Raw genomic sequence first — 17,263 nt, 5'->3', positions numbered from 1 at the left:
ATAATAGAATACCAATTAAGAGAGAACGTCAGGAGGACAGGTTATGGTTACAATCAAGGCGATTGAACTACAGGATCTGCCGGGTTTAAGCAAACTGTATCAAGAGTTGATGGGAACGCCTTCGAACGAGCAGCAGATGCAGAAGATGTTTCATTACATACAACAGAATGGTCATTATCATGTGCTTGGGGCATTTTACAATGGCAGGCTGGTCGGGTCCGTTATGGGTATTGAGTGTATGGATCTGGTGGGTCCATGCAAACCGTTCATGGTTGTGGAGAATGTGATTGTATCGGAGCAGGTGCGCAGACAGGGCATTGGGCAGAGATTAATGCTCCAGATTGAGCGGATTGCAAAAGATATGGGTTGTGGTTACATGATTCTGGTGTCTGGCGATCAGCGCAAGGAAGCACATATATTTTATGAGAAGCTGGGTTTCAAGGATGAGAAGGTGCAGGGTTACCGGAAGCATCTTTAACACATAATTCAAGAGAAAATTTCTTGCACAAGTGGAAGGATTACTTAAGGAACATGGCGAATAAGGCATAGTCTTAATAAAAGGAACGAATAAGAGGGAGGCACTCTCGTGTTCAAAAAATGGGCTAATGTCTTCATGATTCTGAGCCTGGTATTCGCCGTATGTTCCCCAACCTCCTATGCTGCCGCCAAAACGGTTAAAGTCACTGTGACGCTGGTGAGCGCAGAGCTAATCGAGAATAACTCTGTGGGCAACGAATGGGCCATCGGAGCAAGCGTGAACGGCAAAGATCTGGAGGAGGGTTCATCGGTCACCTTAAATCTCAAGTCCACAGGTACGTTGAGACTGGAGGCCATCGCCGAAGAACAGGACAAAATTCCCGATTACGGGGATAAAAGCGCCAACGTCAAACTATCTTCGTTCTCCAAATCAACCAATAAGACACTTTCCGTGGTGGTGACCGAGAACAGAGGTCGATATTCTGGTAACACAGCGACTTGGGCGTTCAAGTTTAAGATTAGCAAGAAGTGAATAGGAACCAACCGTGAGAAAAGGGAGCTGAGCTCTCTTTTTTTTATGCGTAGATAATTGGTGATCTAAAGGAAGACAACGTTTCGAGCCACGCTGATCTTTGTTAAACTAATGAAAGCAACAGTATAGAAATATAAGATGAAATATTCAAAATAATACATAGGGGGTTAACACAATCATGCGGATCGTAGATAACATTAAAGTCTGGGGGGAGCCGCTGGAGAACGCCGTAAGTCAGGCGGTGACTTGCTCGCAATATGGAGATGTATTGGGTGTGGCTCTGATGGCCGACCATCACAAAGGTTACTCACAGCCTATCGGTGGTGTTGTCGCTTATCGGAATATGATCAGTCCGTCAGGTGTCGGATATGATATTGCCTGTGGCAACAAGGCTGTACGTACAAATCTGATGTGGGACGATATTCGAGATCAGATTGGTACGATCATGGATGATATCAATTCGACCATATCTTTCGGCGTGGGCCGCAACAATCCAACACCCGTGGATCATGAACTGTTCGACGATGCGAGCTGGAAGCTGTTTGATACCATTGAGCCGGGATTACAACATAAGCTGAAGACACTCGCGCGCAATCAACTTGGAACTGTAGGCAGTGGCAATCATTTCGTGGATATTTTTGTAGAAGAGGCAACGGGAAAGGTATGGATCGCGAATCATTTTGGCAGCCGCGGGTTCGGTCATAAAGTGGCGAGTGGGTTCCTTAACCTTGCCGCAGGGCGTGAGTTCAGTGGCAAAGCTCCGGGCGAATCCATGGATCAACCACCTACGTTGTTTGACCTGAACAGCGAAATGGGTGATATGTATTGGGATGGAATGACTTTGGCGGGCCGATACGCCTATGCAGGACGCGACTATGTTATTGAACAGGTGCTCGGAATTCTCGGGGCAAATGCCGAATATGCCGTACATAACCATCACAACTTTGCCTGGAAAGAACAACATATGGGTGAAGAGGTTGTGGTGGTTCGCAAAGGCGCAACACCGTTGGCACCCGGGCAACTTGGTTTTGTCGGAGGAAGTATGGGAGATATCTCGGTGATTGTGGAGGGGATCCACAGCGAGGAGAATACCGAGTCATTCCGCAGCACCGTACATGGGGCAGGACGCACGATGAGCCGAACCCAGGCGGCTGGCAAAATGAACTACAAGCTTCGCACACGCATGGGCGGTGAAATTAGCGAAGCACAGATGCATGAGGCAATTCGTGCCTATGGTGTCGAGCTGCGGGGAGCGGGCACAGACGAAAGTCCGTTTGTGTATAAGAAACTGCAAGACGTACTGAACGCACATGCGAATACACTGAAAATCAACCATGTGCTGCGTCCCGTTGGTGTCGCCATGGCCGGAGGTAATGAATTCGATCCGTATAAGGACTAATAACAAAGTTATTCTGCCATCGAAGTGCCAGTGTAAATATTCATTAGTTGAACTATATATATAGAGAGAGGGTGAACTTCATGAGAAATTGTGCGATATATAGCTCTCAGTTTGACCTGGATCAGCTGTTTGAAGTGGTTCAAGGCATTTATCCAGAGGATATCATTGAGCGTAAGGAAGACAAGACTCATATTCAAGTGACTCAGAAGAAATGGTTCAGTAAAAAAAACAAAGGCTTTAATATCATGACCAGCCAGACACATCCAGAGGAATTTACGATAATGATTCAAGGGATGCTTGGTTTTTTAAGTCAGATTGAAGGGCGCAATGCTGCGCTCCAGGAAAAGGTACTGATCAAATGTTCCACACTCAATATGGTGGTTGGTATTGAGACGGAAGAGGACATTTCGGAAGAATTCTTCGGCGAATTGTTGCGTTTGGCGGATGCGCTGGATGCCGTCATCTTCTGGGGAGGTGGATCTCTGCTGAACGCACAAGGCCAGCTATTACTGGATGTGAATGGAGAATCTGAGGTGGAGGATTACACGGTGACAGCGCACACCAGTTTCCTTGACGATAACAGACCCCAATCGGAGTCTGGCATTCAACGTAAATCGCGGTCAGAGCAACTGTTGACTGAACGAGGCATTCCGTATAATGCGAACTTGCCCGCAAGGGCCGGAGACCAGCACACCACGATTCGGAGTAAAGAGGAAGTTGCGCGCCGTGCGGTTGCCCTATGTCTTGCCGCGCTTAAGGGGGAGTGTCTGGGAGCCGGCGAAAGTGCGGATGATACCGCAGCACTGGTTCAGGAAGTGATCGACAAGTATGAGGCTGAATCCTTTTTCTCACCCATAGAGAAGAGGTTTATAGACCAGCACGGAGCAGAGCAGCAGGAGATCATCTCCTTCTCTTGGGGATATGAAGCTTACCACGTGATGTTGTGGGCGCTTGGTTATGTGAAGGAACTGGGTGCACCAACGGAGTTGTGTAACGTAGGGAAGGATGTCGGTTATTTGCAACAGAAGGATAGTTTTACCGACTTTTTCTCCGATGCATCTCTGCGCAGCAAGAGCGAGATTCTGGATCAAGCAGATCTGATCTACCGTTATAACTGGGTGTGTGTGGATAGTCGGGTGAATGACAGAACACCTCCCGCTGGCCTGAATGGTGGAGTGGCTTATGAACGTCACCGTGCATTGAACTGGCTGATCTGTTATCTGGATCAGGCGTGGGATGATGTGCGTACAGATACGTAGAACACAACATACAACAATGCAAACACCCCTATAACCGCACGAATACGGTTAAAGGGGTGTTTGGCGTGCTGTTCTATTTGGACATAAGCTTTATTCCATATATGCTTCGATAAACATATTAACCACCATATATGTTGCTTTTACCCACTATGCCTGCCGAACTGTTCACGAATAATGACGTCAGCAAGAATCAACTTTTTCTCGACGTTACTCTCTGGATTCGCAATGCGCCATAACATCTGATCCACTGCACGCGCACCGAGCAACTCCTTGTTCACATTAACTGTAGCCAGTAATGGGATATTGTCGTATAGATTATCAAATCCCGTGACAACACACTGATCGGGTACACGAATACCCATACTCTCAAGGGCTTCTATAGTGTATAGCCCATAGAAATCATTCGCACATACAAACACTTCAGGCAGGTTTTCCCCACTGATCACCGAAGTGAACGTCTGGCGGAACTCATCCAATGCCTGATTACTCAACTCGGGAATCTGATGTATTTCCATCCCATGGCCCATAAGCACAGAAGTGTATGCAATCCAGCGTTCATAGAAGCTATGAGCATCCCCGATATTGCCAACGAACTGGAAGGTTTTGAAGCCCTTGCGGAGCAAATAGAGCATGATCTCTCGCATGGATGCAAAGTTATCGGTGAATATGCTATCACTGTGAAAAACAGGGTCCAGATGATCGACCATCACAACCGGAATACTGAGACGCTTGATTTCAAGCAGAATCGGGGTCGAGATAGAGCCAACGGTAATGATTCCACGAATCGCATCCGGGTTGAGCAGGGTAAATAGCTGGTCTGCTGAGGGTTCCGTCAAGGTCAGAATATTAATCCCTTTTTGGTTCAGCTTGGAAGAGATCCCGTTAAAGACGGGGCCCCAGTATACGGAGTCTTGATTTTGGTACCGAACATTGGGAAACAAAATCAAGATCGTCCCGATTGAACGTGTGTTCTTCGGTTCCTGAAGAGATTCATTGCTATTATACAGTTCGCCAGACAACATGCTGTTATCTTTGAAATATCCAAGTTTGCCGGCGGCCTTGAGAATGACATCCCTCGTCTGATCACTAACGCCCGATTTTCCAGACAAAGCTCGTGACACCGCGAATTTCGACAAACCCGTAAAATGTGCAATTTCCTGAATTGTTACCTTTGTCTTCATCATACCATCCTTACACTCGTAGTTCTGCCGTATTCCTTATTCGGAGCGATATCCAACTGTTTCTAGTATAACACGATGTATTTCTCTTAATCTAATAACGGACAGAGAATTCAGAATGTTAGTGATGCACAGTATTTTAGGATGAACGTTCAACGTGATGATAAGTATATTTTCAGATAGAATGACGAATTTTGTCTACTTAATTATTATTTTGTTATTTTATAAAAATAACAAAATAATAAAAGTTATGTTCATGGTTTTAATTAAGTGTGTACTTAGAGTCCAGGATATTGAATAAGCTGTAATACAGTCATATTAAAGTTATATAAGCATTTTATCAGAATAATTAGAAAATGTTAACAACAAAAATGTTGACGCTTACATTTAGCTGTGTTAAATTTTGTTTGTCAAAAACAAACAAGAAAATAACAAATGGTGGTGGTTGTTTATTTTCGATTGGTTGAATAATGGGGTTAACGATTTAGGGTGAACCATGATTCGTATACAGATTCGGGGAGGTTGTTAAAATCATGATGAGAAGATGGAATGTTCTACCTCTGATATTATTGGCCGTGATACTTTTTGTATCCGCTTGCAGTAGTGGGGGGACAACGCAGACGGGGACCGAAGCAGAGGGAGCAACGAACTCAGGTAACAGCACCGAAGTCGCTGAGACAGAGAAAGAGGGCGGAGCGGAAGAAGCTGTGGTTAATGTTCCTGATCTGGGTGGGCGTGTCATCAAGGTCGCGGCCTGGTGGGACTTGAAACCGGCGGGAGAGACGGCCTCCGATAAGGCCAGACTTGATAAAATTGCAGAGGTCGAGAAGAAATACAACGTAAAACTGGAGTTTGTTAACGTACCTTTCGAAGAATACATGAACAAATTCACCACGTCTGCGCTGGCCGGTGAACCTTTCGCCGATATCGTTCAGATGGAATACAAATCCGCACTACCCGCCATCCTCAAAGGGCAACTATTGCCCATCTCCGAATTCACTACACCTGAGAATAACATCAACCAAGAGGCTAATCTGATCACAAAATTTCCTGCCATTGCAGGCAACGAATACGCCTTCGAATCTCCAACCAGCATCGGTCTGGGACTTCACTATAACCGTGACTTGTTCAAAAAATTATCTTTGCCTGATCCGCAGGAACTGTATAACCAAGGCAAATGGGATTGGGACAAATTCATGGAACTTGCCAAACAGGCAACCAAAGATACCAATAACGACGGCAAAACTGACGTATACGGATTTTCTGGCTGGGCGCTTGATGTCGTTCGTCATTTTACCGCTGCCAACGGTGGAACGATTGTGGATGATACCAATAGCAAAGAAGGGTTGTCCGATCCGAAAACGATTGAAGCTGCTGAATTCGTCAAACGCCTGTATAACGTGGAAAATGTCGTGAAGGTCAAAACCGGCGACAAAACCAATTGGGAGGAAAGCAATACGTTCAAAGATGGAGATGTAGCCCTGTTTACCGCTGCTGAATGGCAGTTGGGCGATCTCACCTTTGCTGTTGGTGTTGTACCGATTCCGAACGGGCCACAGGGTAGCAAAGAGGTAACGTATGCAAACAACGCGGCATCAGCGAAGTTCATTCCAAAAGGTGTGGAGGATCCAAAGATCGTCTACCAAATCTATGAAGAGACCTTCGACATCCCACAGATCGAAGAGTATCCAGGTCAGGATTATCTGGAGAGTCGTTATACCGACGAGAAGGATATTGCCATCATTCGCGAGCACATCGCTGGAACGGGCCGCATTTTGCTGGATGATGCCTACACGGGTTACCCATTTGGAGATTACGTGAACGATATCATCAAAAACAACGCTTCCGTGACAGCAACAGCCGAGAAATACAAAGCACAGGCACAAGCTGCCATTGATAAACTCGGCAAACAATAACAATACTTATCACCAGCAAACGATTCAGGCAGGGGCTCGTGTCGGCAAAGTTGCACGGAGCCCCTTTTTCCTGAACCACCAAATCGGCTTTGCTGGCATCAGCCTTGATGAGGAGGACTCGTAGAATGGCTGGAATTCTACAACGTAAGACATGGATATTGTCCACAGTAATCCTTGTGGCGGCAGCCTGCATCATTCTATATGTAACTTCCGGCGCTGATGTGAAGAGTGCAAACATTCCACCTGGCAGTCTGCCTGCCATTGAAGTGGATGCAGTCTTGCAGCAGACCCGGCAGAAAAAGGGGTACGAACAGTATCAATCCGGAACGGATCAGGCTACACAGCCGAATGTGGACATCACCATTGAAGCAGGAGATTACATAAGAGCCGAAGGTGAAGACGTCCGCAAACTGACGAATTATGAGGGAATGGATGGGGTATCTCTCCATACCGGAGAGACTGGACAAGTCGATTGGACCATTAACGTGCCGGAGACCGGGCTGTATAACCTGTCCGCGATTTATTATCCCGTTGAAGGCAAGAGTTCGGCCATTGAGCGTGCATTGTACATTGATGGTGAATTTCCTTTTGCGGAAGCCGCCTATTTGCAGTTTGACCGGGTGTGGGCCAATGAGAAAAATGTCGTTGAGCAGGACAACCAAGGCAATGACCTTCGCCCGAGACAAGTGGAGCAACCTCGCTGGATGGAAGCAACATTTCAGGACTCCGACGGGTACGAACAGGCTCCATTCAAGTTTTATCTGGAAAAAGGGGAACATACGCTAACGCTAAAATCTTCGCGTGAACCCATGGTGATTCGGTCCATTCGTCTTTTCAATGAGAAGACAGCCGTTCCTTACGCGGAGACTGCGGGTGCACAACAATCGGATTCTTCCGGCCAGCCGAAGGATGTACTTATTCGCATTGAAGGAGAAGCCGCTGTTGCCAAATCTTCACCTACGTTATACCCGACGAGCGAAAGGTCAAGTTCTGCTGTATCTCCTTATAGCGCATCCCAGGTACGCATCAATACGATTGGCGGCTTTAACTGGCGTTTGCCAGGGCAGTGGATTGAATGGGAAGTGGACGTGCCGGAGAGTGGACTTTATCATATCGGTTTTACCGCACAGCAGAATTTTGTCAAAGGCATCTATTCTACACGCAAACTGACCATTGATGGTGAAGTTCCGTTCGCGGAGATGACCAAAGCACCTTTTCGTTATCACAGTGACTATCGCATTGACGTCATGGGCGGCAAGGAAGCCTACAAGTTTCAATTGGAAAAAGGAAAACATGTGCTACGGCTGGAGAACAGCCTAGGTGATTTTGCACCCCTCATCCGAAATGTGGAGGACAGTCTGTATAACTTGAACTCCATGTACCGACGTATTCTGATGATTACAGGCACGAAGCCTGATGAATTCCGGGATTACCGGGTAGAAAAGCAGATTCCGAACCTGCTGGAAGTGTTCAGCGGGGAAAGTAAACGACTCAAGGATGTAGCTTCGCAGCTTCGCCTTCTGTCTGGTCAATCCAGCGATCAGGAAGCGCTGATTAAGACAATGGCGCTGCAACTGGACGAGATGATTGACAAGCCAGATACCATTCCAAGACGGCTTGCGGCTTACAAAACCAACACGGGCGGACTCGGAACGTGGGTGCAGCAGGCACGAGAGCAGCCCCTTGAGATCGATGCGCTGTACGTCACTTCGATCGACCAAGATATTCCCGGAACAGGGATGGGGCCACTCGCGAAGCTTGGTCATGAAGCGAAGATATTCTATCATTCGTTCTTCATTGATTATAACCAGATCGGCAATGTAGCTACATCGGAAGATCAGCGCACCGTAACGGTCTGGATTGGTAGCGGACGGGATCAGGCAAATACGATGAAGGCGATGATTGACAAGACCTTCACACCAGACAGTGGCATTAACGTGAATCTGAAGCTGGTCAACATGGGAACCTTGCTGCCAGCGACCTTGTCCGGTGAAGGGCCGGATGTTGCGATGCAGATCGGCAATGATCTGCCCGTGAACTTTGCGATGCGGAACTCGGCTGTAGATCTGACGCAATTCAGCGACTATAGCACCGTAGAACAGGAGTTCAGGGAAAGTGCAATTGTACCGTATGCCTATGATTCAGGCGTATATGCCCTGCCGGAAACACAGACCTTTAACATGCTGTTTTATCGTAAAGACGTGCTGGAAGAACTCGGACTTGAAGTGCCTCAGAACTGGGAGGATGTCGAGGCTCTACTCGCGATTCTGAGCAAAAATCATATGGAATTTGGCATGCCGATTGTGACCCAGGCCAATATGCAGGGGGTCAATATTCCGCCGAACTCGCAGTATGCCACGATGCTGCTCCAGAACGGTGGCGCCTTCTATCGGAACGATGACAGGGAGTCGGACCTGGATTCCCGGATCGGCATCGAGACTTTTAAGCGGTGGACGGAGTTCTATACCGATTACAAGCTGGAGCGGGAATATGATTTTGCCAACCGTTTCCGGACAGGACAGATGCCCATTGGACTAACGGATTACACCATGTACAACCAGTTGTCTGTATTTGCACCGGAGATTCGGGGACTGTGGGGATTCGTTCCTGTCCCAGGAACCGTTCAGGCAGATGGCACCTTGAATCGGGACGTACCGGGTGGAGGTAGCGCGGTCATGATGCTGGAGGGTGCCAAGGATCAGGATGCGGCGTGGGAGTTCATGAAGTGGTGGACCAGTGCACCGATTCAGGCAGAATTCGGACGGGAGATGGAAGGACTGATGGGTGCCGCTGCCCGTTATCCAACGGCCAACATCAAGGCGCTGGATTCCCTGCCGTGGCCTGCTGAGGACTACGCCAATCTAAAGGCTCAATTCGAAACGGTGAAGGGTATTCCCGAAGTCCCCGGTGGTTATTTTACAGGCCGCCATCTGTTCAATGCATTTTACAAAACCGTTGTTGGCCAAGTGGAAGCCAGGGAATCCATCATGGATTATACCCAATATATTCAGGACGAGATTCGAGTGAAGCGTAATGAATTTGGTCTTCCGTAAGCAGAGGGAGGGTTAATCGTGCCACAAATATCACTCCGAGACGGACAAAACAGTCCTCCTGAGAAAGCGCCAAGGATGGGCATGAAATCGTGGTGGAGCTGGAAACTCCAGGAAATGAAGGCCAGCAAACATTCCTATGTCCTGCTTGCACCGTACATGCTGCTGTTCGCCATGTTTACCGTGATTCCGGTTGTCATCTCGATCATACTCAGTTTCACCTACTTTAATATGCTGGAATTTCCACGTTTCATTGGCTGGCAGAACTATACTCGCTTGTTTCTGGAGGATGATGTATTCCTGATTGCGATCAAGAATACGCTGCTGTTTGCCATCATTACCGGACCGATCAGTTACATTGCTTGCTTCGTCTTCGCGTGGATCATTAATGAGTTAACCCCAAAATGGAGAGCGTTCATGACGCTGATCTTCTACGCACCCTCCATCTCGGGCAATGTATATTTTATCTGGCTGATGATTTTCTCGGGAGATCGTTATGGTATTGCCAATGGGCTGTTGATCAAATGGGGTTTTCTGCTGGAGCCGATCCAATGGTTGAAGACAGAAGCTTACATTATGCCTATCCTCATTCTTGTGCAGTTGTGGCTGAGTCTCGGAACCGGATTTCTGGCGTTTATCGCTGGTTTGCAGACGGTGGACCGGACGTTGTATGAAGCAGGAGCGGTGGATGGGATCAAAAATCGTTGGCAGGAGTTATGGTACATTACCCTGCCTTCGATGCGCCCGCAGTTGATGTTCGGCGCAGTCATTCAGCTCACAACCTCATTTGCCGTGGCCGATGTGTCAATCGCACTGGCCGGGTTCCCAAGCGTGAACTATGCAGCAGAGACGGTGGTGACCCATTTGATCGACTTTGGTACTACGCGGTTTGAGATGGGGTATGCATCAGCAATTGCCACCGTGCTGTTCATGATTATGGTGGGCACCAACTTGCTGGTACAGAAACTGCTTCGAAGGGTGGGAGAGTAGCTATGGCTGCAATTGCGACAGGCAAAAAACGCGTGAATCGCTCGCGATCGGGAAGCCTCTCCCTGTTTGCCCTTCTGCTCGTATTTGGTGCCTTCATGGTACTGCCGTTGATCTATGCGATCAACAATGCATTCAAACCATTGGATGAGATTTTTACCTTTCCACCGACGCTGTTTGTCAAAAATCCAACATTCAGCAACTTTACGGATCTGCTGAATCTGCTGAGTGACTCGTGGGTACCGTTCTCACGTTATATATTCAATACAGTATTTATTACAGGCATCGGAATCGTAGGCCATGTATTGCTAGCTTCCGCAGCGGCCTACCCGCTTGCCAAGCACAAGTTTCCAGGCAAAGTATTCATGTTCCAGGTGGTCGTACTGTCACTGATGTTTACACCTGCGGTAACGGCTATTCCGAACTATATGATCATGTCATGGCTCGGATGGATTGACACGTACTGGGCTGTTATCATCCCGGCATTTGCCTATTCACTCGGGTTGTATCTGATGAAGCAGTTCATGGAGCAGATCCCGGATGCACTACTGGAAGCGGCCAAGATTGATGGTGCCAGTGAATACCGGATCTTCTGGTCCATTGTTATGCCCAATGTGAAGCCAGCCTGGCTTACATTGATCATTCTGCTGTTCCAGATGTTATGGGGCAGTGATGGCAATGGGTACATTTACAGCGAGCAGCTCAAGACCCTGCATTATGCAGCAGGGCAGATTATTCAGGGCGGAATATCCCGGGCAGGAGCGGGTGCGGCGGTGGCACTGATTTTGATGAGTGTGCCGATCACGCTATTTATTTTCTCTCAGAGCCGAATCATTGAGACGATGGCGAGCTCGGGCATGAAGGATTAAGGGGGAACGATATGGCACGCACAGTGAAAAGATGGCTTGTTCTCCTGGCGGCAGTATCTCTGCTGCTGGTGAATGCCGTGCCTGCGGCGGCCTCCCCGGCGCCGTATGAGAGTTATAACTACAACTACTGGAAAGAGGCTGTTCCTTCACCAGATGCCTATCTGCCCGAGCGCACCATTTCAGGCCGTGATCTCGGCATTAGTGAGTTCAAAGACCCCGGTGATGTGAATGTTTCACCCTCCGGGTTGATCTATATTTTGGATAGTGGCAACAGCCGAATTGTTGTATTGGACCCAGACTTTAAGCTGCTGCGTGTCATCGATGGATTCATGATGGACGGTGGCAAGGAGACCTTTAACCTTCCAGGTGGATTGTTTGTAGATGAAGAAGAACGCATATACGTCGCCGATACGGGAAACAGTCGTGTGGTTGTCCTTGATGGAGAGGGGACGCTGATTCATACCATCACGAAGCCTGAGTCGGATATTCTATCGACCCAATTCCAGTTTCAGCCCTTGAAGCTGACGGTGGACCATGTAGGCCGAGTTTACGTTGTGGCACAGGGGGTCTACGAGGGCATTATGCAGTTTGACGAGAGTGGGACATTTATCGGATATGTCGGTACCAACAAAGTGGAGCGGGACTACGGCGAATATATCTGGCGCATGTTATCCACCAAAGCCCAGCGCGCACAGATGGTCCTGTTTGTGCCAACGGAGTTCTCCAACGTGGATATTGACCACAAAGGATTTGTGTATGCGACGAATATTGATCCCGGCTCAAATGAACCGATCAAACGCCTTAACCCGTCTGGTGAAGATGTACTGAAACGGTTTGGTTATTACGACGTCAAAGGCGATATTCGGTTCCGCAACAATCCTGGGCCGTCCAAACTGATTGATGTCAAAGTGCTGGGCGACGGCATGTACAGTGTATTGGATGCGACACAGAACCGGGTGTTCACGTATGACGATGAAGGTCATCTGCTCTACATATACGGTGGCAAAGGAAATCAGGTGGGCACGCTCAAAACACCTGTCGCGATTGAACAATCGGGTGAGCACCACTTGGTTCTGGATCGGGGCAAGAACAATCTTGTCGTCTATGAGCCAACCCGTTTTGGTGCCCGTGTCAATGAAGCGGTGGCACTCCACTATCGGGGAGAGGACACGGAGGCCGTGAATATTTGGAGAGAAGTGCTGAAGCTGAATGCCAACTATGACATCGCCTATATTGGTATCGGCAAGTCCTTATTAATGGAGAAGAAAAACGAGGAAGCGCTGGATTACTTCGAACTTGGGATGGACCGCAAGAGTTATTCTGTCGCGTTCAAGAGGCATCGGCGGGAGATGATGAAGGAACACTTCGGTACATTCCTGACCGCTGCGATCGCGCTAATTTTCATTCTGATCCTGACCCGACTGGCGGTTAAATGGAGACGGAGGAGGCAGGTTGATCGTGAAGCAGGATTTCATTAAGTTTCCGCTGCATCTCATTTTTCACCCCATTGATGCATTCTGGGACCTCAAGTCGGATAACCGGGGACGGCTGCTCGTTGCTTTTGCAGCGCTCGTGCTCACCATCATCATGATGATTTTGCAAAAGCAGTACGCAGGATTTCTCGTCAATTACATCGATCCTCGCACGATTAACAGCATCATCGAGATCGCCACGGTTGCGGTGCCATTCTTTTTATGGTGCACAGCCAACTGGGCGGTAACGACCTTGATGGAAGGGGAAGGGAAATTCAAGGAAATCGTTCTGGCGACAGGTTACTCGCTCATTCCGGTTATTCTGATCTATGCCCCGATGATCGTGATCAGCCGGTTCATGGTACAGGAGGAGACTGCTTTTTATTATCTGTTCAATAGCATCGCGTTTTTCTGGTTTGTGTTGCTGCTCTTCATTGGCATGATGACGGTTCACCAGTACACGGTGATTAGAACGATCATTACGATGGTGCTGACACTCATTGTGATGGGCATTATCGTATTCCTTGGCGCACTGGTCTTCAGCATGCTGCAACAGCTGTACGAATTCGGTTATAACATTTACCGCGAGTTGATTTTTCGGACCTAAAGGAGGCGGCATCCGTGAACAAAAGGCAACGATTATATACGGTGCTGGCTGGTGCTACAGCTGTGATCATGATTGCAGCCGGGCTGCTGTATATAAACAACAGGGGAATTCCTGCCGTAGAAGCCACGGCTTATCTGGATACGACAACCCAAGCCATGCCCGTCACGGAGGACCCGCTGCAGTTCCTACGCGACTCTTCGCAGGGTGTACCTGGTATGCAGCTGGTCGCCGAGGATCAGAGACTCGCCCTGTACTATAACGAGGAGACAACGGAAATTGTAGTACGTGACCGGAAAAGTGGAGAGATCTGGTACAGCAACCCGAAAGAACGGGCTGAGGATGGTCTTGCTTCTGCATATGAAAAAGAAGTGCTGTCCTCCCAGCTGAATGTGTCTTTCCGGGATGCGATGGGCACACTGGAGAACTTTCCAAATTTCAGTTCGAGTATTAGCAACAAACAATTCACAGTGGGTCAGATCGATCAAGGGATTCGGGTGAACTATACACTTGGTGATACGTCACTTGGTATTGATGCACTGCCGAAGTTAATCAGCAAACAGCGTCTGGAGGAGAAAGTGCTTTCCAAGCTAGATGCTACTGTCGCAAGATACACGTCTGCCCGTTATTATCCAACCAAGAACAATCCGGATATTCTGGAACGGCTGGATGGACAGATTTCGAAGCAGCTTGTGCTGAACAAGATGCTGGGAGCCTTTGAGACAGCGGGTTATACGGTGGAAGATCTGGCTTTTGACAATCAGGAGAACGGGGTTGAAGGCGGGGGCGTATCCGATAAGCCCAGCTTTGTCATTTCAGTGGAATACCGACTGGAGCAGGGAGCACTTGTTGTGACCGTGCCTCTGAGTCAAATAGAGGAAAGTGGGCAATACCGCATTCGGAATATTGATTTGCTCGCTTATTTTGGTGCTGCGGATATGAAGGGCGAGGGTTACATGCTCGTTCCTGATGGTTCCGGCAGCCTGATCCACCTGAACAACGGGAAAACCCAGGAAGAGCAGTATGTACAGCGCGTATATGGCGCAGACCCGAATGATAATTCACTCAGTCGTCCTCAGGTTAGTGAATCCGCGTATATGCCTGTGTTTGGTCTGAAGAACGGGGATAGCGCCTGGTTTGCAGTCATTGAAAAAGGGGACGGCATTGCCAGTATCTCTGCAGATATTGGAGGCAGGCAGAATAGTTACAACCACGTGCATGCGACCTTCTCCCTGCGGGGAGAGGATGAGCTGGAGATGTACACCTCGCAGAAAATGCAGGAGATTCAACTGCTTAGTGATGAGCCTTACCGTGGAGATATTCAGGTCCGCTATCATTTCCTTCATGGAGAAGATGCCAGTTACTCGGGCATGGCTCGCCTGTATCAGCAGCAGTTGATCGAGCAGGATATATTGAAGCCGCTCACGGAACAGACCGAATTGCCGTTCTATGTGGATGTGCTTGGTGCAGTGGACAAAAAGGCTTCGTTCCTGAGCGTGCCCTATCGGACCACTTTAGCCATGACGACGTACGAACAGGCTGCCGAAATGGCGGCGAAGTTACAGCAGGAAGGTGTGAACCGCGTACAAATGCGTTATCAGGGATGGTTCGGCGGTGGCATCAGTCATCATACGCCAACCCGGGTGAAGTTGGACAGTGAAGTAGGCAGCCGTTCCGAACTCCAGGCGTTGTCCGCCAAGCTGGAGCAGTCGGGTGGAGCCTTGTTCCCAGATGTGGCTTTCCAGCACATTTATCACGATGATACGCCTTTTGCTCCTTCCTCGGATGCCGCGCGGTTTGTCACAAAGGAGACAGCAGAACGTTATCCATACAATCCTGCGCTTAATCGCATGGACCAGAGTAGGGACAGCTATTTTTTGCTCTCCGCGGCCAAGCTTCCTTATGTGGTGAGTGAGTTTGCCGACAAATTCAATCAATTGGACCTTGGTGGATTATCCCTTCGTGATCTCGGGCAGGTCCTGACTTCCGATTATCGGGATAGTCGGGTGATTCATCGGGAGACGGCGAAAAACCTTGTGAAGGAGCAGCTGGGCAAGTTGGGACAGTCCTATCCAAACCTGATGGTATCCGCAGCGAACAGCTACGCATGGGGAAGTGCACAGCATGTTGTGAATGTACCGGCAGGGTCGAGTCGGTTCAATATTACCGATGAAGAGGTTCCTTTTTATGCGATGGTCATTCATGGATACATGAACTATGCGGCCGCTCCGATGAACACATCGGGGGATCAGGATCTCCGCAAACAGTTGCTGCGCAGCCTGGAGCTTGGGGCAGCTCCGTATTTTCAATGGACCTATGAACCATCATCCAAGTTAAAGCTGACGAATTATGATTCGGCATACGCAACTGAGTATGCATATTGGGTGGATGACGCTGTTGCCTTGTATAAGCAGGCCAATGAAGTGCTGGGAGAGCTGGAGAATGAGCAGATTCTCAAGCATGAACGCATCCAGGATGGCGTGGTCCGGATCACTTATACTGGCGGTACCTCCATCCTTGTGAATTACAATGCGGATGCAGTTACTGTTGGTGGAACAACAGTTGGCGGGACGGACTATGTAGTGGAAGGAGTGAGCCGATGAGAACCATTCGATTATCGCTGAAGTCACGGAGAGCACTGCTTGGACTTGCATTTATTTCCCCGTGGCTGGTCGGCTTCATCTTCCTCTTTGCCACGCCACTCCTGCAATCCATCCGGTTCAGCCTGAGTAATCTGTCCGTTGCTCCGGGCGGATACGTCCTGGACTTCGTTGGATTTAAAAATTTCAAGGAGGCGCTTCTGGTTGACGCGAATTTCAACCGGATTCTGGTCGATTCGGTTGGAGCGATGCTGCTGAATGTGCCGATGATTCTGTTCTTTAGTCTGTTCACGGCGACACTGCTTAATCAGAAGTTCAGAGGCAGAACGATGGCACGTGCAATCTTTTTCCTGCCGGTTATTCTGGCTTCCAGTGCAGTCGCAGCAGCTGAGTCTGCGGGATTAATCAATCTGATGGGGGATGCAAGTGCGGTCGATGCATCTGCGGATGGCGGTGCTTCGTTCAACGTGGTATCTATTGTGCGGATGCTGGCGGATGTGGGATTGCCGATGGCCTATGTGGATTACATCGTTGAAGCCATCATGCGGATCTATGAGATTATTAGCAGCTCAGGTGTACAGATTCTGATCTTCCTCGCCGCGCTGCAATCGGTACCTGGATCGATGTATGAGGTTGCAAAGATCGAAGGGGCAACAGCCTATGAATCGTTCTGGAAAATTACATTTCCCATGGTCAGTCCGTTGATTCTGACAAATGTCATCTATACGATCATTGATTCATTTGCCGGAAGTTCGGTCACACAAGCTATCTACCAGACCGCATTCAAAACCCAGAACTTTGGCTTAAGCTCGGCCATGTCCTGGTTATATACCTTGGTGATTGGCCTTGTACTGATCGTAGTGGGCTGGGTGTTGTCACGGCGAGTTCATTATAACTGACGGTTAACGTTGAGGGAGGCT

General features: G+C 48.7%; 13 protein-coding genes. 12 read left to right on the top strand and 1 reads right to left on the bottom strand.

Features of this window, described 5'->3' with window-relative positions:
* The first annotated feature begins 43 nt into the window (after positions 1 to 43).
* From J7E78_RS14930 to J7E78_RS14915, 4 genes are all read left to right on the top strand, one after another.
* Complete coding sequence (locus tag J7E78_RS14930; protein WP_215077029.1) at positions 44 to 478, top strand: GNAT family N-acetyltransferase; 435 nt, start codon at positions 44 to 46, stop codon at positions 476 to 478.
* 108 nt (positions 479 to 586) lie between these two features.
* A complete protein-coding gene (locus tag J7E78_RS14925; protein WP_311517417.1) occupies positions 587 to 1,009 on the top strand; it encodes a hypothetical protein in 423 nt (140 codons plus the stop codon).
* 178 nt (positions 1,010 to 1,187) lie between these two features.
* Positions 1,188 to 2,408, top strand: coding sequence for an RtcB family protein (locus tag J7E78_RS14920; protein WP_215077028.1), 1,221 nt, complete (start codon positions 1,188 to 1,190; stop codon positions 2,406 to 2,408).
* Between the two features lie 80 nt (positions 2,409 to 2,488).
* On the top strand, positions 2,489 to 3,667 hold the full coding sequence (locus J7E78_RS14915) for a DUF4272 domain-containing protein (protein ID WP_215077027.1): 1,179 nt from the start codon (positions 2,489 to 2,491) through the stop codon (positions 3,665 to 3,667).
* A gap of 140 nt (positions 3,668 to 3,807) precedes the next feature.
* Here the strand turns inward: J7E78_RS14915 and J7E78_RS14910 are convergent, their stop codons facing one another.
* The gene (locus J7E78_RS14910) at positions 3,808 to 4,851 is read right to left on the bottom strand and encodes a LacI family DNA-binding transcriptional regulator (RefSeq protein ID WP_311517414.1); all 1,044 of its coding nucleotides are present in this window, start codon (positions 4,849 to 4,851) and stop codon (positions 3,808 to 3,810) included.
* Between the two features lie 530 nt (positions 4,852 to 5,381).
* On the opposite strand from J7E78_RS14910, the gene J7E78_RS14905 reads away from it, so the two are divergent.
* The 8 genes from J7E78_RS14905 to J7E78_RS14870 all read left to right on the top strand — a co-directional run bounded on the left by J7E78_RS14905 (position 5,382) and on the right by J7E78_RS14870 (position 17,242).
* Complete coding sequence (locus tag J7E78_RS14905; RefSeq protein WP_215077115.1) at positions 5,382 to 6,761, top strand: ABC transporter substrate-binding protein; 1,380 nt, start codon at positions 5,382 to 5,384, stop codon at positions 6,759 to 6,761.
* A 125-nt stretch (positions 6,762 to 6,886) separates the two neighbouring features.
* Complete coding sequence (locus tag J7E78_RS14900) at positions 6,887 to 9,814, top strand: extracellular solute-binding protein (protein WP_215077026.1); 2,928 nt, start codon at positions 6,887 to 6,889, stop codon at positions 9,812 to 9,814.
* A 75-nt stretch (positions 9,815 to 9,889) separates the two neighbouring features.
* Positions 9,890 to 10,801, top strand: coding sequence for a carbohydrate ABC transporter permease (locus tag J7E78_RS14895; protein WP_215077114.1), 912 nt, complete (start codon positions 9,890 to 9,892; stop codon positions 10,799 to 10,801).
* Between the two features lie 2 nt (positions 10,802 to 10,803).
* Positions 10,804 to 11,667 carry a carbohydrate ABC transporter permease gene (locus J7E78_RS14890; protein WP_215077025.1) on the top strand — a complete coding sequence of 288 codons (864 nt, stop codon included), beginning with the start codon at positions 10,804 to 10,806 and terminating at the stop codon, positions 11,665 to 11,667.
* 11 nt (positions 11,668 to 11,678) lie between these two features.
* On the top strand, positions 11,679 to 13,145 hold the full coding sequence (locus tag J7E78_RS14885) for an NHL repeat-containing protein (protein WP_215077024.1): 1,467 nt from the start codon (positions 11,679 to 11,681) through the stop codon (positions 13,143 to 13,145).
* On the top strand, positions 13,126 to 13,746 hold the full coding sequence (locus J7E78_RS14880; protein WP_215077023.1) for a YIP1 family protein: 621 nt from the start codon (positions 13,126 to 13,128) through the stop codon (positions 13,744 to 13,746). Before J7E78_RS14885 ends, J7E78_RS14880 begins: the two co-directional genes overlap by 20 nt.
* Before the next feature lie 14 nt (positions 13,747 to 13,760).
* The gene (locus tag J7E78_RS14875) at positions 13,761 to 16,346 is read left to right on the top strand and encodes a DUF5696 domain-containing protein (RefSeq protein ID WP_215077022.1); all 2,586 of its coding nucleotides are present in this window, start codon (positions 13,761 to 13,763) and stop codon (positions 16,344 to 16,346) included.
* Positions 16,343 to 17,242 carry a carbohydrate ABC transporter permease gene (locus J7E78_RS14870; protein WP_215077021.1) on the top strand — a complete coding sequence of 300 codons (900 nt, stop codon included), beginning with the start codon at positions 16,343 to 16,345 and terminating at the stop codon, positions 17,240 to 17,242. The genes J7E78_RS14875 and J7E78_RS14870 overlap by 4 nt, the downstream gene beginning before the upstream one ends.
* Positions 17,243 to 17,263 lie beyond the last annotated feature (21 nt).

The organism is Paenibacillus polymyxa, from assembly GCF_018614975.1.
Classification (GTDB): domain Bacteria; phylum Bacillota; class Bacilli; order Paenibacillales; family Paenibacillaceae; genus Paenibacillus; species Paenibacillus polymyxa_E.
This window is presented reverse-complemented; position numbering and strand designations above follow the sequence as displayed.